Annotated in this window: 17 protein-coding genes, 2 tRNA genes and 1 pseudogene; 8 read left to right on the top strand and 12 right to left on the bottom strand. The window is 71.4% G+C overall.

All coding sequences use genetic code 11. The annotated features are described in order from the left end of the window. Nucleotides 1–175 precede the first annotated feature (175 nt). The 3 genes from IQ251_RS08535 to tig all read right to left on the bottom strand — a co-directional run bounded on the left by IQ251_RS08535 (nt 176) and on the right by tig (nt 3,195). Nucleotides 176–808: an ATP-dependent Clp protease proteolytic subunit gene (locus tag IQ251_RS08535; RefSeq protein WP_370591279.1), complete on the bottom strand. Its 633-nt coding sequence runs from the start codon at nt 806–808 to the stop codon at nt 176–178. 38 nt (nt 809–846) lie between these two features. Then, a complete protein-coding gene (locus tag IQ251_RS08530) occupies nt 847–1,425 on the bottom strand; it encodes an ATP-dependent Clp protease proteolytic subunit (RefSeq protein WP_193928105.1) in 579 nt (192 codons plus the stop codon). A 306-nt stretch (nt 1,426–1,731) separates the two neighbouring features. Next, nucleotides 1,732–3,195 (bottom strand): trigger factor, encoded by a 1,464-nt coding sequence (tig, locus tag IQ251_RS08525; protein ID WP_193927946.1) that lies wholly within the window; start codon nt 3,193–3,195, stop codon nt 1,732–1,734. Between the two features lie 236 nt (nt 3,196–3,431). On the opposite strand from tig, the gene IQ251_RS08520 reads away from it, so the two are divergent. Then, on the top strand, nt 3,432–4,322 hold the full coding sequence (locus IQ251_RS08520; RefSeq protein WP_193927945.1) for a ferredoxin family protein: 891 nt from the start codon (nt 3,432–3,434) through the stop codon (nt 4,320–4,322). 13 nt (nt 4,323–4,335) lie between these two features. On the opposite strand, the gene IQ251_RS19960 is transcribed toward IQ251_RS08520, so the two are convergent. Next, nucleotides 4,336–4,467, bottom strand: a complete 132-nt coding sequence (locus IQ251_RS19960) for a hypothetical protein (protein WP_255526570.1) — start codon at nt 4,465–4,467, stop codon at nt 4,336–4,338. A gap of 147 nt (nt 4,468–4,614) precedes the next feature. Continuing rightward, a tRNA-Pro gene (locus IQ251_RS08515) sits at nt 4,615–4,688 on the bottom strand. Between the two features lie 191 nt (nt 4,689–4,879). Here IQ251_RS08515 and IQ251_RS08510 point away from each other — a divergent pair. From IQ251_RS08510 to IQ251_RS08495, 4 genes are all read left to right on the top strand, one after another. Continuing rightward, nucleotides 4,880–4,950, top strand: a tRNA-Gly gene (locus IQ251_RS08510). A 116-nt stretch (nt 4,951–5,066) separates the two neighbouring features. Next, nucleotides 5,067–6,506 (top strand): MDR family MFS transporter, encoded by a 1,440-nt coding sequence (locus IQ251_RS08505; protein ID WP_193927944.1) that lies wholly within the window; start codon nt 5,067–5,069, stop codon nt 6,504–6,506. 46 nt (nt 6,507–6,552) lie between these two features. Then, nucleotides 6,553–7,188 (top strand): 2'-5' RNA ligase family protein, encoded by a 636-nt coding sequence (locus IQ251_RS08500; RefSeq protein WP_370591278.1) that lies wholly within the window; start codon nt 6,553–6,555, stop codon nt 7,186–7,188. An 87-nt stretch (nt 7,189–7,275) separates the two neighbouring features. Next, nucleotides 7,276–8,025 (top strand): hypothetical protein, encoded by a 750-nt coding sequence (locus IQ251_RS08495; protein WP_193927942.1) that lies wholly within the window; start codon nt 7,276–7,278, stop codon nt 8,023–8,025. 16 nt (nt 8,026–8,041) lie between these two features. On the opposite strand, the gene IQ251_RS08490 is transcribed toward IQ251_RS08495, so the two are convergent. From IQ251_RS08490 to IQ251_RS08480, 3 genes are read right to left on the bottom strand one after another with little or no spacing between them, the layout of a single operon-like run. After that, nucleotides 8,042–8,848 carry an Fpg/Nei family DNA glycosylase gene (locus IQ251_RS08490; RefSeq protein WP_193927941.1) on the bottom strand — a complete coding sequence of 269 codons (807 nt, stop codon included), beginning with the start codon at nt 8,846–8,848 and terminating at the stop codon, nt 8,042–8,044. A 40-nt stretch (nt 8,849–8,888) separates the two neighbouring features. Next, nucleotides 8,889–9,230: a hypothetical protein gene (locus IQ251_RS08485; protein WP_193927940.1), complete on the bottom strand. Its 342-nt coding sequence runs from the start codon at nt 9,228–9,230 to the stop codon at nt 8,889–8,891. Between the two features lie 4 nt (nt 9,231–9,234). Next, complete coding sequence (locus IQ251_RS08480) at nt 9,235–9,705, bottom strand: ribose-5-phosphate isomerase (RefSeq protein WP_193927939.1); 471 nt, start codon at nt 9,703–9,705, stop codon at nt 9,235–9,237. A gap of 73 nt (nt 9,706–9,778) precedes the next feature. On the opposite strand from IQ251_RS08480, the gene IQ251_RS08475 reads away from it, so the two are divergent. Then, nucleotides 9,779–10,570: an MBL fold metallo-hydrolase gene (locus IQ251_RS08475; protein ID WP_193927938.1), complete on the top strand. Its 792-nt coding sequence runs from the start codon at nt 9,779–9,781 to the stop codon at nt 10,568–10,570. Between the two features lie 75 nt (nt 10,571–10,645). Here the strand turns inward: IQ251_RS08475 and IQ251_RS08470 are convergent, their stop codons facing one another. Further along, nucleotides 10,646–12,055, bottom strand: a complete 1,410-nt coding sequence (locus IQ251_RS08470; protein WP_193927937.1) for an aldehyde dehydrogenase family protein — start codon at nt 12,053–12,055, stop codon at nt 10,646–10,648. Nucleotides 12,056–12,204: 149 nt separating this feature from the next. Further along, nucleotides 12,205–12,819 carry a mycothiol-dependent nitroreductase Rv2466c family protein gene (locus IQ251_RS08465; RefSeq protein ID WP_193927936.1) on the bottom strand — a complete coding sequence of 205 codons (615 nt, stop codon included), beginning with the start codon at nt 12,817–12,819 and terminating at the stop codon, nt 12,205–12,207. Nucleotides 12,820–13,042: 223 nt separating this feature from the next. Here IQ251_RS08465 and pepN point away from each other — a divergent pair, with 223 nt between their 5' ends. Continuing rightward, a complete protein-coding gene (gene pepN / locus IQ251_RS08460) occupies nt 13,043–15,619 on the top strand; it encodes an aminopeptidase N (protein WP_193927935.1) in 2,577 nt (858 codons plus the stop codon). 80 nt (nt 15,620–15,699) lie between these two features. Here the strand turns inward: pepN and IQ251_RS08455 are convergent, their stop codons facing one another. Both IQ251_RS08455 and ctaJ read right to left on the bottom strand, forming a co-directional pair. Further along, nucleotides 15,700–16,167 (bottom strand): DUF5130 family protein, encoded by a 468-nt coding sequence (locus tag IQ251_RS08455; protein WP_193927934.1) that lies wholly within the window; start codon nt 16,165–16,167, stop codon nt 15,700–15,702. Continuing rightward, complete coding sequence (gene ctaJ / locus IQ251_RS08450; RefSeq protein WP_193927933.1) at nt 16,154–16,420, bottom strand: aa3-type cytochrome oxidase subunit CtaJ; 267 nt, start codon at nt 16,418–16,420, stop codon at nt 16,154–16,156. The genes IQ251_RS08455 and ctaJ overlap by 14 nt, the downstream gene beginning before the upstream one ends. Nucleotides 16,421–16,862: 442 nt before the next feature. Here ctaJ and IQ251_RS08445 point away from each other — a divergent pair. Continuing rightward, nucleotides 16,863–17,108: pseudogene (locus tag IQ251_RS08445) on the top strand (hypothetical protein); the annotation flags it as partial.

Genomic DNA, 17,108 nt, shown 5'->3' with positions numbered 1-17,108 from the left:
CGGAAGCACCCGGCCGGGCGTGGCGGGCGTTGGCCGCCGCCCGGCCGAGCTCCAACCCTAGCCCGTCCGAGCCAGCCCGTTCACCTGCTTTCCGCGACCGCCGGCGTCGTGTCGCGGGCCCATCCCATCCCGGCGGAGGGGGCGGACCGCGGTCGGCGGTGCGCGGCGCGGGGTGTCAGGACTGCTGCGCCGACAGCTTCCGGTACGGCAGCACCTCGTCGATGATGCCGTACTCGGCGGCCTGTTCGGCGGTGAGGATCTTGTCCCGGTCGATGTCCTCGCGCACCTGCTCCTTGGTGCGGTTGGTGTGCGTGGCCAGCGTCGACTCCAGCAGATCGCGCATCCGCTGGACCTCGGCGGCCTGGATCTCCAGGTCGGAGACCTGGCCGTAGATCCCCTCGACCGCGGGCTGGTGGATGAGCACCCGGGAGTTCGGCAGCGCCATGCGCTTGCCCTTGCTGCCCGCGGCCAACAGCACCGCAGCGGCCGAGGCGGCCTGGCCCAGGCAGATGGTGCGCACGTCCGGGCGGACGTACTGGATGGTGTCGTAGATGGCCATCAGCGCGGTGAACGAACCACCGGGCGAGTTGATGTACATCTGGATCTCGCGGTCCGGGTCGTCGGACTCCAGGAACAGCAACTGCGCCATGACGTCGTTGGCCGACGCGTCGTCGACCTGGACGCCGAGGAACACGATGCGCTCCTCGAACAGCTTGTTGTACGGATTGGACTCCTTGACGCCGTACGCGGTGCGCTCGACGAACGAGGGCAGCACGTACCGGGACTGCGGAGGCTGGAACGAGCTCACGGCGGGTGTCTCCTCTTGGCTTGGTCCGGACGTGGCGGTCATGCGCGCGGCAGGTTCGCGGCGGAGGCGATGTGGTCGATGAACCCGTATTCCAGCGCCTCGCTCGGGGCGAACCAGCGGTCGCGGTCCGAATCGGAGATGATCTTCTCGACGGTCTGCCCGGTCTGCTCGGCGATCAGCTCGGCCATCTCCTGCTTGTGCTTGGAGAACATCTTGGCCTGGATCTCGATGTCGGAGGCCGTACCGCCGAGGCCCGCGGAGGGCTGGTGCATCATGATCCGCGCGTGCGGCAGCGCGAACCGCTTGCCCTTGGCGCCCGCGGACAGCAGGAACTGCCCCATGGACGCGGCCATGCCCATCGCGACCGTCGCGACGTCCGGCTTCACCAGCTGCATCGTGTCGTAGATGGCCATACCGGCCGTCACCGAGCCGCCCGGTGAATTGATGTAGAGCGAAATGTCCCGGTCCGGGTCCTCCGCCGCCAGCAGCAGCAGCTGCGAGCAGATCTGGTTGGACATCGAGTCCTCGACCTGGGAGCCGAGGACGATGATGCGCTCTCGCAGCAGCCGCTCGTAAACCGAGTCGTTGAGCGAGAGCCCGCCCGCCTCCGTCCGCATGGACGGCGACTGCGCGTCGGACGCCGGAACAGTCAGGTGCTGCGTCACGTCTCCCTGCCTTCCCCCGCAATGGGCCTTTTCCACTGGGGTCACTTTCACCGGCGGCGAACCACTTCCACTGTGGACTCGCTGGGACGTCCGCCAGGCGCGGTGACTCCCGCCGGTGCTCTGCTTTCCCGCTTGGGCTCCTGCTCGCCTGTCGGGTGATCCGCTACAACCGACCCTAACGAACGTGGGCGGCACCAGCTTCCCAGTACCGCCCACGTTCGCTCAGAGCATGCGCATCACTATGTCACCGCGCGGGGATCACTCCGATTTGGTCGCCCCCGGCTTCGTGGCGTCGGCGTCCGCAGCGTCCGAGCCCGCGGCGTCCGAATCGGCGGCGTCCGAGTCGGCGACCTCCACGACCTCGGATTCGACCGTCTCCGGCTGCCCGCCCTCGTCGGACTCCTCGGGGCCGAACAGCTCATCGAGGTCGAGCGCGTTGCCCTGCGCATCGGTCACCGTGGCCTGCCGCACGACCGAGAACAGCGCCTTGCTGCGCCGCACGTCCGCGTACAGCGCGCCGAGCTGGCCGGACTGCTGGGCCTGCTGGACGAACTGGTCCGGGCTCATGCCGTACTGCTGCGCCTGGTAAATGATCCGCTCGGTGAGCTCGTTGTCCGACACCGAGATGTCGTTGGCGTCCGCGATGGTGTCCAGCACCAGCTGGACGCGGACGGCCTTCTCCGCCTCCTGGCGGGTCTCGGCGTCGAACTCCTCGCGGGTCTGGCCCTGGCTCTGCAGGTGCTGCTGGAACTGCTGCTCGTCGTGGTCGAACGAGTGCACCGCGTCGTGCTCGCGGACCTCGATCTCGGACTCGACGACCTTCTCCGGCAGCGGGACCTCGGTGGTCTCCAGCAGCGCGTCCAGGATCTTGTCCCGGGCTTCCACGCCCTGCTGCATCTTCTTGACCTTGCCGAGCCGCTCGCGCAGGTCCGCGACGAGCTCGTCAGCCGTGTCGAACTCGCTGGCCATCTCGGCGAACTCGTCGTCCACCTCCGGCAGCTGGCGCTCCTTGACGGAGTTCAGCGTGACCGTCACCTCGGCCTCGCGGCCGGCGTGCTCACCGGCCACCAGCTCCGTGGTGAAGTTCTTGGTCTCGCCCTCGCTCGCGCCGGTCAGCGCGTCGTCGATGCCGTCGATGAGCTGCCCGGAGCCGATCTCGTAAGACAGACCGCTGGTCTTGGCCTCCTCGACCTCTTCGCCGTCGACCGTGGCCGACAGGTCGATGCTGACGAAGTCGCCGTCCTGGGCCGGGCGCTCGACACCGGTGAGGGTGCCGAACCGGGCCCGCAGGTTGTCGAGCTGCTCGGTCACCTCCTCCTCGGTGACCTCGACGTCGTCCACGCTCACCGACAGGTCGTCGAACGCGGGAACGGTGATCTCGGGGCGGACGTCGACCTCGGCGGTGAACGCGATCTCGTCCCCGTCCTCGATCTTGGTCACCTCGATGTCGGGGCGGCTGAGGGTACGCACCTCGGTGCCGTTGACCGCCTCCATGTACTTCGCCGGGACCGCTTCGTTGACGACCTCGTTGAGCACGGGTTCCCGACCGATGCGGCTCTCCAGCACCCGAGCCGGGACCTTGCCGGGGCGGAAGCCCGGGATGCGGACCTGCTGGGCGAGTGCTTTGTACGCGCGGTCGAAGTTCGGCTTGAGCTCGTCGAACGGCACCTCGACGTTGATCCGGACGCGCGTCGGGCTCAGGTGCTCGACGGTGCTCTTCACGTGGTCTCCTAGTGCGAACGTGCTTGACTCCCGGCGGTGCCTGGCGGGCGCGGCACGCGGCCACGTCGCCGATGTGCCGGGCTGACCTCTGAGTCTATTGCTTCCACCCCGAGCAGGTGGGCCGGGGTTGCCGGTGCCGGACCTCCCGGACGGGCACCGACCTCGTCGTACCCGTTCTGCGCACCCGGCACTCCCGGCCACGGCACTGCCCCCGCCGGGCGTGCTTGAGTGGCGGTATGCACGCCACCGCACCCACCTGCTCCGCGCTGTCCGCCCAGCTGGCCGAGCCGCTACCCGGGACCGCGGCGCCCGCCGCGGCGTGGCTGTGCCTGGAGCAGCCGGGGCCGTGGGGGCGCGAGGGACTCACCGACAGCCACCTGGACCCCGAGCTGGGGCGCGAGCTCACCCGGCGCACCGAGGGCACGGGCGTGCGCGTGCAGCTCATCCGCCGGCCCGGGAGGCACGCGGACACGGAGCCGGCGGCACCCCGCGAGGTGCTGCTGGCGCACACCGGTCCCGGCGCCGGCTGGCTGCGCCGCAGCAGCACCCGCAAGCCGGGCGAGCTGCTGGACCTGGACTTCTCCCGCATCGCAGCGGGCGAGCACGACGGGTGGGGGTACGCGGACGCAGACCCGCGGCTGCTGGTCTGCACGAACGGCCGCCGGGACCGCTGCTGCGCACTCCTGGCCCGCCCGCTGCTCGACGAGCTCGGCGACGACGACCGGGTGTGGGAGAGCACGCACACCGGCGGGCACCGGTTCGCCCCGGCTGGTGTGCTGCTGCCCAGCGGTTACGCCTACGGGCGGCTCGACGCGGACACCGCGATCCGGGCGTTGGACGGGGCCGCTGACCGGACGGTGGAGCTCACCGGGTGCCGGGGCCGCTCCAGCTGGCCGGCGGGCGGGCAGGCCGCCGAGCTCGCAGTGCGCGAACGCACCGGCGAGCGGGGCATCGACGCGCTGCGGGTGCGCGCGACCGGGCCCGAGCGGTTCACCGTCGAGCACACCGACGGCCGCCGCTGGCGGGTCTCGGTCCGCGAACACCGGCTCGAACCGCCCCGGCCGAACAGCTGCGGCAAGGATCCCGCGCTACCGGAGGCGGTGTCGGTCACCGCCGTCACCGCGTGATCACCCGCCGGACTCACCGGGTCGGGGTCACCGCGGTGACGATGTCCTCGCCGGTCCCGGCGCTCCCGTCCTCCGGGCCGGGCAGCCAGAACGAGACCCCGATCAGGGACGCGGCGATCGCACCGAGGGCCGCGCACACCGCCACCGCGGGAACGCGGTTCCGGCGGCCACTGTTCGCAGGTTGCACAGGGGAGGAATCGGTCGGTGCGCTCCGCGCGTTAGCGGGCACCGGCGCGGGTGTGCGGCGGGACACCGGTCGCTCGCCCGCGCGGGCGAGCGACCGGTCGCGACGTCGGGGTGGCGGGATTTGAACCCACGACCCCTCGCACCCAAAGCGAGTGCGCTACCAAACTGCGCCACACCCCGTCCGACGTGCGCAGCACCCGGGCGTCCGGGTGCGTGGCGATGAGCCTATCGCGACCGGTTAGGGTGGGGCACGCAAGGTCAACCGAACGCCGTCGGCCGGGCGAACGCCGCCGGGTGGCCCGCGACACGGGGGATTCCCCCGCTGCGGGAGCTCTCCGGTAGGGTCCGGGGCGATCGGTTCGATCAAGCACGCGGGCGTAGCTCAATGGTAGAGCCCCAGTCTTCCAAACTGGCTACGCGGGTTCGATTCCCGTCGCCCGCTCCGCACGGCAGGCCCGTGCTCCCGTCCCGGGGGCGCGGGCCTGCTCATGTTCCCGCCCGATCGCCACCACCACGGCGCGGCACGTCGACCGCTTCCCGGCACCGAGCGGAGGTCAAGTGCGCCGCATCGAATACAAGTGGCTAGTCGGAATCACCTTCGTGCTCGGCCTGATCATGCAGATCCTGGACGTCACGATCCTCAACGTCGCGCTGGCCACCCTCGGCCGGGAGTTCGACGTCGGCGAGGCGACGCTGCAATGGGTGCTGACCGGGTACGTGGTCAGCCTGGCGGTGTTCATCCCGTCGGCCGGCTGGATCGCCGACCGCTTCGGCAGCAAGCGCACCTTCCAGACGGCCGTCGTCGTGTTCACCCTCGCCTCGGTGTTGTGCGGGGCGGCCACCGAGATGTGGGTGCTCATCGCCGCACGCGTGCTGCAGGGCGTCGGCGGCGGGATGCTCGTGCCGGTCGGGCAGGCGATGCTCTTCCGCGCGTTCCCGACGCACGAGCGCGCGAAGGCCGGCGCCGTGCTGGCCATCCCCACCACCGTCGCGCCCGCGCTCGGACCGGTGCTGGGCGGGGTGCTCGTCGAGCACGCCAGCTGGCGGTGGATCTTCTTCATCAACGTGCCGGTGGGAGCGCTGGCCCTGCTGTGCACCGTGCTGTTCCTGCGCGAGGAGCCGCGGTCGGAGCCGGGTAGGTTCGACCTGCCGGGGTTCCTGCTCGCCGGAGGCGGGCTGGCGACCCTGCTGTTCGGACTGGACCGCGTCGCCCACCTCGGCTGGTCGGACGTGCAAGTCACCGCCTCGCTGGCGGTGTCGGCGGTGCTGCTGGCCGCCCTGGTGCGCCGCGAGCTGGCCGTGCGCGCGCCGGTGCTGGACGTGCGGCTGCTCGGCGAGCGGATGTTCGCGGCCGGCAACGCGGTGCTGATGTGCCAGATGGGCACGTTGTTCGGCGTGGTGTTCCTCGTCCCGCTGTACCTGCAGGACGTGCGCGCGATGCCACCGTCGGCGGCCGGCCTCGTGCTCATGCCGCAGGCGCTGAGCATGCTGCTGGTGACCCAGGTGGTCGGCGCGCTGTACCCGCGGATCGGCCCGAAACGCCTGCTGCTGGCCGGTTTCGGGCTGCAAGCGGTCCTCGTGCTCGGTTTCCGGCTGAGCACGGCGGGAAGTCCGGTGTGGCTCCTCGTCTGCCTGCTGGTCGGGCAAGGCGTGGCGATGGGACTGCTCACCACCCCGGTGCAGACCGCGACGTTCGCCCGGATCGGACCGGCGCAGCTCGGCCAGGCCAGCTCGATGTTCAACGCGGGGCGCCAGGTCGGCACCGCGTTGGGCACGGCTGTCGTGGCCACCGTGCTCGCCGCGTTCCCGGATTCCTCCACTGTGGATTCCGGGGCCGCCTACGGCGCGGCACTGCTGGCTCCGCTCGGATTCGCCCTGCTCGGATTCGCGATTTCGCTGCGGGTGCGCGACTCCGACGCCGCGCCGACGATGCGCGCGGACCCGGCCGAGGAGCACGCGCCGCCGGGTGAACCTGTCCACGCGGGAACCGTGAGATAGCTCAACCTCGCCCCAATCGCGCCGAAGCCGGTGCAGTATGTGTGGGGTGACCGACACGCCGCACGCCGATCAGGTCCGCAACCACGCCCGCTGGCGCCCGGGGTGGTACGCCGGGCGTACGAGCTACGCGTGGCTGCTGCCGCTGGCCACCCAGCCCGGACTGCGCAACCTGGTCAACGAGTACCAGTACGCCCTCCGCGACCTCCCCGGTTTCGATCTCGTCCCGCTGGAGTGGATGCACGTCCTGCTCCAGGAGGTCGGATTCACCGACGAGGTCGACGAGGACCGCATCGATCCGCTGCTGGCCGCGGCGCGCGAACGCCTCAGCAGCACTCCCCCGCTGACCCTGGCCTTCCACCACGCGGTGGTGCTGCCGGAATCGCTCGCGCTGCCCGCGGAGCCGCAGACGAACGTCCGGGAGCTGCGCACCGCGGTGCGCGGCGCCACGGCGGAGATCACCGGTGAGGCGTCGCTGCCGCCGGAACCGGAGGACGTCGACCAGCACGTGTCCCTCGCGCACTCGACGACCGAGGGCCCGGCCATCTTCGCCATCGCCACGCTCAACGGCACCGTCGTGGAGCCGATCACCGCCAAGGTCGACTCGCTGTCGCTGGTGCGGCTCAACCGGGATCACTCCTGCTCGGAGTGGGAGACGATCGCGGAGGTACCGCTCGGCGGATGATCCGCTGCCGCCCGTGCGGGCAGGTACCGTCGGGAGCACGGATCGGGCGAGAACCGCCCGGACGCCCGACGGCGACGGGAGGACGGCATGACCGCGCTGATCGTCATCGCGATCGCGGCAGCGGTGATCGTGGTCGCGGTCTGGTGGTCGCGCCGCACCGAGGCCGCCCACCGCGCGAAGCAGCTGGAGGACGCCAAGGCCGACGCCCGGCGCTGGGTCGAGCGGCTGGGTGGTCAAGTGCTGAACCTGGTGGGCACGAACGAGGCGGCCAAGCAGGCGCTCGCCGACGCCGCCGAGCGGCACACCGCCGCGGTCTCCCAGCTGGAGCAGGCCGATACCGCGGAGAAGGCCAAGCTCACGACCGATTCGGCGCTGGAAGGCCTCTACTACGCCCGCGCCGCCCGGCTCGCGATGGACATGGACCCGGGCCCGGACCTGCCCGACGTCAACGGCCGCAGCCGGGCGGGCAAGGTCACCGAGCACCGCGAGGTCGAGGTCGAGGGTGAGCGGCAGGTGGCCTCGCCCGAGCCCTCGGAGGCCACTCCGCACTACTACCCGGGCGGCCAGGTCGCCGGACGCCCCGTCCCGGAAGGCTGGTACAGCCAGCCCTGGTGGAAGCCCGCGCTGGTCGCCGGGGCCTGGGGCGTCGGCACGTTCATGCTGACCAGCGCCCTGCTGGGCGGGATGACCGGAGTGCCGGCGGCGGCCGCGGGCGGCGACCCCGCGGGCGGTGACGCCGGCGGCGGTGATCCGGGCGGCGACGGTGGCGACCCGGGCGACGGCGGGGATGCCGGCGACGGCGGGGATTTCGACTTCGACTTCGACCTCGGGTTCTAGAACCCGCGTTCCGCGGTCAGCCCTGGCAGCCGGGGCACCAGTAGAGGTTGCGGCCCGCGAGGTCGACCGTGCGCACCACCGCACCGCAGACCAGGCACGGCATCCCGGCGCGCCGGTAGACGTAGACCTCGCCGCCGTGCCGGTCCTGGCGCGGAGCCCGGCCGGTGGCCTCCGGCTCGTGCTCGGGCCGAACCGTGTCGATCCGCCCGTACCGCACGCCGTGCTCCATCAGCGCCACCAGGTCGTGCCAGGCGGATTCCCACGTCGCCCTGGGTAGCTCCCGACCGGGAGTGCGCGGGTCCAGCCCGTGCCGGAACAGCACTTCCGCGCGGTACACGTTGCCGACCCCGGCCAGCACCTTCTGATCCATCAGCAGCGCGGCGACACTGGTGCGCGACCGCGAGAGGCGTTGCCACGCCGCGTCCGGATCGGCGTCGGCCCGCAGCGGGTCGGGGCCGAGCCGCGCCCGGACCGCCTCGATCTCGCCGCCGTCGAGCAGTTCGCACGCGGTGGGCCCGCGCAGATCGGTCCAGTGGGTCGGCCCGACCACCCGCATCCGGACCTGGCCGCGGGGTTCGGTGACCGGCAGTTCGGCCTCGGTGAACGCGCCGTACAGGCCCAGGTGGACGTGCACGGCCCGCTCGGGCCCGTAGAAGTGGAACAGGTGCTTGCCGTGCGCCTCGGCCCGTTCCAGCACGGAACCGTCCACAGCGGACGCACTCGCGGCGAACCGGCCCTGCGGGCTCAGCACCCGCACGCGGTGACCGGCGAAGCGATCCTGGTGCAGCCGCGCCAAGCGGTGCAGGGTGTGGCCTTCGGGCATCTCGGTCCTCGGATTCGTGTTCAGGCCGGGACGTGCCCGGTCACACGAGGATCCAGAACACCGCGGACCCGGCGAGGTAGACGACCAGGCAGCAGGCCGCCACGATGAGCCCGCGGCGCACCGACGCTGCCCGCTCGCGCACCCGGAACCCAGCCAGCGCCCCGGCGATCACCGAGGCGCAGAGCAGGGCGAAACCGCCCGCGACCAGCCACAACCCGACGCCCAGCAGGCAATCGGGCGTGCGGCAGATCGCCCACTCCCCGCCCACCAGCGACGGGGCCAGGGCGCGCTGGGCGAAGAACAGCGCCAGCACCCCGGCCCCGGTCGCCCCGAACGCGATGAGCGGTGTGAGCAACGCGTTGGCCGGGTGTGCCGAGCGCACGGACTCAGTCCTCGGGCAACGCCGGCGGCGTGCCGGTGTTCTCGTACTCGGTGAGCAGGTCGATGCGGCGCTGGTGGCGGCCGCCCTCGAACTCGGTGCCCAGGAACGCCTCGACGATCCGCTCGGACTCCTCGGTGGTGTGCATCCGGGCGCCGATGCCGGCCAGCAGCGCGTTGTTGTGCTGCCGGGCGAGCTCGGCGGTCTGCACGCTCCACGCCAGGGCGGCGCGAGCACCGGGCACCTTGTTCGCGGCGATCTGCTCGCCGTTGCCGGAACCACCGATCACCAGGCCGAGGCTGCCCTCGTCGGCGACGACCCGGCGGGCCGCCTCCACGCAGAACGGCGGGTAGTCGTCCTCGGCGTCGTAGACGGCCGGGCCGACGTCGGTGACCTCGTGGCCGCGCTCGGCCAGCCACTTCACGAGGTGGTTCTTCAGTTCGAAGCCTGCATGGTCGGAACCTAGATAGACGCGCACGCGAGGCAGTGTGCCAAACCGTTCCGGCGCCCCGCGCACCCTGGTCGACCGGTACGGGCGGGACGATCGGCCGATGACGGACCTGCTGGAACTCGGCGCCGGTGTGCACGCCCGGCGACACGCGGAACTGGACCTGACCACGGGTCTGGTGCTGGGCTCGCGCGCCGCGCTCGTCGTGGACACCCGGGGCGACCTGGCGCAGGGCCGGGACCTGCACACCGCAGTGCGCGGGATCACCGGACTGCCCTGCGTGGTCGTCGTCACGCACGGACACTTCGACCACTGCTTCGGCACCGCCGCGTTCGGTCCGGTTCCGGTGTGGGCGCACGAGCGGTGCCCGGAGTTCCTGGACCGGACCGCCGAGCAGCAGCGCGCGGAGTGGGTGCGACACTACGACGCCTCGGGTGCGCCGGACACCGCCCGAGCGCTGGCCGGGACCCCGCTGATCATGCCGGATCGGCTGGTGGCCGGGAGCGCGGAGCTCGATCTGGGCGGGCGCGCGGTGCACCTGCTGCACCCGGGCCCGGGGCACACCGGGCACGACCTCGCCGTGCACGTGCCGGACGCGGGCGTGCTGTTCGCCGGTGACCTGTTCGAGCAGGGCGCACCACCGGACTTCGAGCACGCGGATCCCGCGCGCTGGCCGGCCAGCCTCGGCCGGCTGCTCGACCTGCGCCCGCGGGTCGTGGTACCCGGGCACGGCGATCCCGCGGGCCCGGCGGACCTCGCCCGCCAGCGCGACGAACTGGCGGTGCTGGCCGAGCTGCACCGCCGGGTTCGCCGCGGGGAGACGACCACCGAGCGGGCCGTACCGCACTCCCCGTTCCCACCGGAGACCACCCGCGCCGCCCTGGCTCGACCGTGACGGGCACTGTGGACACTTCCGTCCACAGCGGACACCGGCTGCGGCACCCGGTTCCGGCGCCGCAGCCGATCGGCGTCATCGCTGGATGGACTTGACTTCGAGGAACTCCTCGATGCCGAACCTGCCGAACTCGCGGCCGTTGCCGGACTGCTTGTAGCCGCCGAACGGCGCGTTCGGGTTGAACCGGCCACCGTTGACGTCGACCTGCCCGGCGCGCAGCTGCTTGGCCACCGACAGCGCCCGCTCCTCGGAACCGAACACCGCGCCGGCCAGGCCGTACTCGGTGTCGTTGGCCAACCGCACGGCCTCCTCCTCGTCCCGGTAGGTCAGGATGGACAGCACCGGCCCGAAGATCTCCTCGCGGGCGATCGTCATGTCCGGGGTGACCTGGTCGAACAGCGTCGGCTGCACGTAGTAGCCCTTGTCGACCGGCGCGTCCGGACCGCCCACGACAGCCCGCGCGCCTTCGTCGATGCCGGTGCGGATGTAGTCCACCACCCGGTCGCGCTGCGCGGCGGAGACCATCGGGCCGATCCGCGTCCCCTCATCGGTCGGGTCGCCCGGCGCGTACTTGCCGACCGCGGCGGCGGCCAGCTCCACGACCCGGTCGTGCTGCGACTCCGGGACAAGCATCCGGCTCAGCGCGTTGCAGCTCTGCCCGCCGTTCGGGAAGCAGCCGGCCACACCGAGCTTGACGGCCTTCTCCAGGTCCGCGTCATCGAGCACCACCGTCGCCGACTTGCCGCCCAGCTCCAGCGCCACCCGCTTGACCGTGCCCGAGGCGACCTCGGAAACCCGGCGACCCGCCCGGGTCGACCCGGTGAACGACACCATGTCCACCCCGGGGTGCGCCGCCAGCGCCTCACCGACCTCCGGTCCGGTTCCGTGCACCATGTTGAACACGCCGGCCGGAACGCCCGCCTCCGCGACGACCTCGGCGAAGATCTCCGAGGTCAGCGGCGCGATCTCGCTCGGCTTGAGCACGACGGTGCAGCCTGCCGCCAGCGCCGGGACCACCTTGGCCACCACCTGGTGCAGCGGGTAGTTCCACGGCGTGATCGCAGCGACCACCCCGATCGGCTCGCGCACCACCAGCGAGTTGCCGACCTCCTCGGTCCAGGCGAACCCGCCGTCGAGCACGTCCGCGAAACCGGCCGAGGTGGCCACCGGCACGCTCGCGTGCACCTGGGTCGCGAACTTGATCGGTGAGCCCATCTCCGCGGTGACCGTGGTGGCGATCTCCTCGCGCCGCGCGGCCAGTCCGTCCGAGATCCGCCGGATGCAGGCGACCCGCTCGGCCAGCGGGGTGGCGGCCCAGTCCGCGAATGCCTCCCGGGCCGCGGTGACCGCGGCATCGGCGTCCGCGGACGTGCCCGCGGGCACGGAACCGATCACCGCTTCGGTGGCCGGGTTGACCACCTCGATGCGCGCCCCACCACCGTCGGCGCGCGCACCTCCGATCACGTGGCCGGTGCTCGCCGTCATGAACCCTCCTCGCGGACGCACTCCAACAGCACCGCGCGGGACGCCCCGGCGCGGTGTCGACCATCGGCGCGCGGGCGCACAACGCCGCGCGCTCGGAGATCACCACGAGCCTGTCACAGCCGCGTACGGCCCCGCGAAGCTGAATCGACTCAGCCCAACTGCGGCGCTTCGGTGCGCGAGCGCTTGAGCTCGAAGAAGTACGGGAAACCCGCCAGCGCCACGGCACCGTCGAACATCCGCCCGGCGTCCTCGCCCTCCGGGACACGGGTGATCACCGGCCCGAAGAACGCCACCCCGTCCACGTGCAGCGTCGGGGTGCCGACCTCGTGGCCGACCGGATCCATGCCCTCGTGGTGGCTGGCACGGAGCGCCTCGTCATGGTCGGTCGAGCCGGCGGCGTCCGCGAGCGAGGCGGGCAGGCCGACTTCCGCCAGCGATTCGGCGATCACCTGGTCGAAGTCCGTCATCCGGCGCTCGTGCAGCCGCACCCCCATCGCGGTGTACAGCGGGGACAGCACCTGCTCGCCGTGCTGCTCGGCCGCGGCGATCGCCACCCGGACCGGACGCCACGCCCTGCTCATCAGGTCCGAGTAGTCCGCGGACGTCTCCCGCCCCTCGTTGAGCACCGCCAGGCTCATGACCCGGAAGTGCAGTTCGATGTCCCGGACCTCGGCCACCTCCAGGATCCAGCGGGAGGACAGCCAGGCGAACGGGCAGACCGGGTCGAAGTAGAAGTCGACCTTCGGGCGCGCTGCTGCAGTCATCAACTCTCCTGTGTTGCGCGGTCGCATCGGGCACTCGGCGAGCCCCCACGTCGAGTACTAACCTCGTCGCCGCCGATTGTCTTCCCGCCCGCCCGACCACGTCCGCCCAACGCGCGGTGCGCCGGGCAGCGCGGCCGGAGTTGCGGCGTGATTGGATGCCCACGCCGGTGGCGCCGAATCGGCCACCTGCCCAAGTCATTCCCGACGAACAACGAGGTGATCCGTGGCCCCGCCGAACCTCACCCGCGAACAGGCCGAGCAGCGCGCGGCACTGCTGGAGGTCGAGTCCTACTCGGTGGACCTGGACCTGTCCCGGGGTGCGGACGGGCCGGACGCGGCCACGTTCGGTTCCACCACGACCGTCCGGTTCCGCAGCGACCGGGTCGGGGCGGACACCTGGATCGACCTGGTCGCCGCGCGAGTGCACCGCGCCGAGCTCAACGGGGTCGCGCTGGACGTGTCCGACTACGACGAGTCCACCGGCATCCGGCTGCCGGATCTGGCCGCGGACAACGAACTCGTGGTGCACGCGGACTGCGAGTACACGAACACCGGCGAGGGGCTGCACCGGTTCACCGACCCCGTCGACGGCAGCGTCTACCTCTACAGCCAGTTCGAAACCGCCGACGCGAAGCGGATGTTCACCTGCTTCGACCAGCCGGACCTGAAAGCCGTCTACCAGCTGACGGTCACCGCACCGGGCAGCTGGAAGGTGGTGTCGAACGCCGCGGCCGAGATCACCGAGCTCGCCGACGGCGGCAAGCGGCACGTGTTCGCCACGACCCGGCCGCTGTCCAGCTACCTCGTCGCGCTGGTGGCCGGGCCCTACGCCGAATGGCGCGACGTCTACATCGGCGAGGACGGGCAGGACGACATCCCGCTGGGCCTGTACTGCCGCGCCTCGCTGGCCGAGCACCTCGACGCGGAGCGGCTGTTCACCGAGACCAAGCAGGGGTTCGCCTTCTACCAGAAGGCGTTCGGCGTGGACTACCCGTTCGGCAAGTATGACCAGTGCTTCGTGCCGGAGTTCAACGCGGGCGCCATGGAGAACGCGGGCTGCGTGACGTTCCTGGAGGATTACGTCTTCCGCTCCCGGGTCACCTCCTACCTCTACGAGCGCCGCTGCGAGACGGTGCTGCACGAGATGGCGCACATGTGGTTCGGCGACCTCGTGACGATGCGCTGGTGGAACGACCTGTGGCTCAACGAGTCCTTCGCGACCTGGGCCAGCGTGCTCGCGCAGGTCGGCGCCACGCAGTACACGCACGGCTGGACCACGTTCGCCAACGTGGAGAAGTCCTGGGCCTACCGCCAGGACCAGCTCCCCTCCACGCACCCGGTCGCCGCCGACATCCCGGACCTGCAGGCCGTGGAGGTCAACTTCGACGGCATCACCTACGCCAAGGGCGCTTCGGTGCTCAAGCAGCTGGTGGCCTACGTCGGCCTGGAGAACTTCCTGGCCGGGCTGCGCACCTACTTCGACCGGCACGCGTGGGGCAACGCCACGCTGCAGGACCTGCTGCAGGCACTGGAAGGCGCCTCCGGCCGGGACCTGTCCTGGTGGAGCGCCGAATGGCTGGAGACGACCGGGCTGAACATGATCCGGCCGCGGTTCACCGTCGACGACGAGGGCCGGTTCACCTCGTTCACCGTGCTGCAGAACGGCGCGCGCCCCGGCGCGGGCGAACTGCGCACGCACCGGCTGGCGATCGGCATCTACGACGACGAGAACGGCGTGCTGCGCCGCAGGCACCGGGTGGAGCTGGACGTCACCGGGGAGAAGACCGACGTCCCCGACCTCGTCGGCGTGCACCGCGGTGACCTCGTGCTGGTCAACGACGACGACCTCACCTACTGCTCGCTGCGCTTCGACCCGGAGTCGCTGCGCACGCTGGTGGACCGGATCGGCGACATCGAGGACTCGCTGCCACGCGCGCTGTGCTGGTCGACCGCGTGGGAGATGACCCGCGAGGCGGAGCTCAAGGCACGGGATTTCGTGAGCCTGGTGCTGGGCACCTCGGCGTCCGCGGGCATCGGCGCGGAGAGCGAGATCGGGGTGGTGCAGCGGGTGCTCATGCAGGCGCAGACCGCGCTCGGGTCCTATGTGGACCCGTCTTGGCAGGACGAGGGGTGGCGCCGCTTCTCGGCTCGGCTGCTGGAACTGGCCCGCGCCGCCGAACCGGGCTCGGACCACCAGCTGGCGTTCGTGAACTCGCTGGCCGGATCGGTGCTGGCCGAGGAGCAGACCTCCGCGCTGCGCGGCTGGCTGGACGGCACCGCACCGCTGGACGGCCTGGTCGTGGACACCGATCTGCGCTGGAACCTGCTGCAGTCCCTGGTCGCGCACGGTGCCGCCAGCGAAGCAGAGATCGATGCGGAACTGGCCACCGACCAGACCGCCACCGGCCGGCGCCGAGCCGAGCGGATCCGGGCGCTGCTGCCGACGGCGGAATCCAAGGAGAAGGCGTGGCAGCGGGCGGTGCACGACGACGAGCTGCCGAACGCGGTCAGCGACGCGATCATCGCCGGCTTCCAGCACCCGGCCCAGCGGGAGCTGCTGACCCCGTACGTGCAGCGGTACTTCGACGAGATCGACGAGGTCTGGCAGCGCCGCTCCAGCGAACGCGCCCAGCCGACCGTCATCGGCCTGTTCCCGTCCTGGGCCGTGTCGGCCTCGACCGTCGAAGCGGCCGACGAGTGGCTCGCCGGTGAGCACCCGCCGGCGCTGCGCAGGCTGGTCAGCGAGGGCCGGGCCGGTATCGTGCGCGCCCTGGCGGCGCGGGAGTTCGACCGCTCCTGACCCGAACTGCGGGGCACCGGCATCCGGATGATTCCGGAAGTCGGTGCCCCGCAGTGGTTTTCAGGACCGCGCGGCGTCGCCTACGCCGAGCCCGCCGCATCGGAGAGCATGCGCAGCCCGCTGATCACGCCCTCCAGCAGTTCGCCCTCCCGGAAGGAGGCGACCATGCTCATCGCCGCGAGCTGGCAGCTGCGGTCCGGGATGCGCTGGTGCGCCTGCTCGCCCGTGATGATCTCGAAGACCTGCTGACCCGGCGATACCGCGATCAGCACACCGCCCGCGGCGCGGGCACCCAGACCCGCGTGCAGCTGCTCGGCGCGCTCCCGGCTCTCCTCGCCCAGATCTCCGAGGTATACGGCGAATTCCAGCCCGGTGCTGCGAGTGGACACGGTCAGCGCCTCGTCGAGCTGCGCCAATTGCCCCGGGCTGAACGGCAGCCTGGGGCGGTCCGGCTCGATGCGCCGGGCGACGGACAGCCGACCGGTCGCGGTCAGCGCCTCGCCGGAGCCCGGGTCTTCGGTCTCCCTGCTGATCTCACCAGTTGCCACGTGCGCCTCCCCGAGCGGTGCTGGGCCGGGCCGGGTCGGCCGCGGCCTCGGAGCCGGATTCCGATCCGGTCACCGGAGCAGCGGTGTTCACGGCTTCCGGGTCGGCGACCCAGAGGACCGGTGCGAAGTCCCACCCCTGTCCGGCTCGGTAGCGCGGGCGGATGAGCCGCGGCCAGAGCGCGATCAACGTGATCACGCCGTAGATGGCAGCGGGGATCACCGCCAGGACGAGCACAGTCTCCACGACAGTCACGGTCGTACGGTATCCGATGTCGTCCGGTTCGTGCGCCATGACCTTCGAGACCAGGCATGCAGGCGCCGCGACCCCCGGCGGCGCGGTCCGCCCGGACCGGCGTTCGCGCCGCGGTCCGCGGTCGGCCACCACTCGCCCGACTCACGCGTTATGCGCGCTTGCGCTGCACTGTTCCGGGATGTCCGATCACACGGACCGTAGTGGTTCAGCTCACCCAAGATAACTCGTTCAGAGCAATCGCAGCAGCCGAATGGAGCCCAGCCAGACGGTTGCACTGCGCGGCGAGTTGGCGGCTTGTTACTGGGGATTTCTACTCCTAGCTTTTCACCTGTATGGGTCTTGCGTACTTGATCACATACGTTCAAACGATCTTCTCGCCTGCGGGAGGCACACCATGTTCGGCACCGAAACCGCCACTCAGCCCAGCCTTTTCACTCGCCCGATGGCTGGGTGGACACGCAACGAACACAGCGAGGCGGCGGCGCATCGCGGCGTCCGGATCAGCGGCCGCACCGGGGTGCGCATCAGCGGGGACACCGGAGTCCGGATCAGCGGCAGCGCCGGCGTGCGCATCAGCGGAAACCACCGCGGCGTCCGGATCAGCGGCCGCACCGGGGTGCGCATCAGCGGGGACACCGGTGTCCGGATCAGCGGATGCAGCGGAGTGCGCATCAGCGGACGGGACGAA

This window comes from Saccharopolyspora montiporae (assembly GCF_015209505.1).
GTDB classification, from domain to species: domain Bacteria; phylum Actinomycetota; class Actinomycetes; order Mycobacteriales; family Pseudonocardiaceae; genus Saccharopolyspora; species Saccharopolyspora montiporae.
The sequence above is the reverse complement of the archived record's forward strand: the minus strand, read 5'-3'. Positions and strand labels throughout refer to the sequence as shown.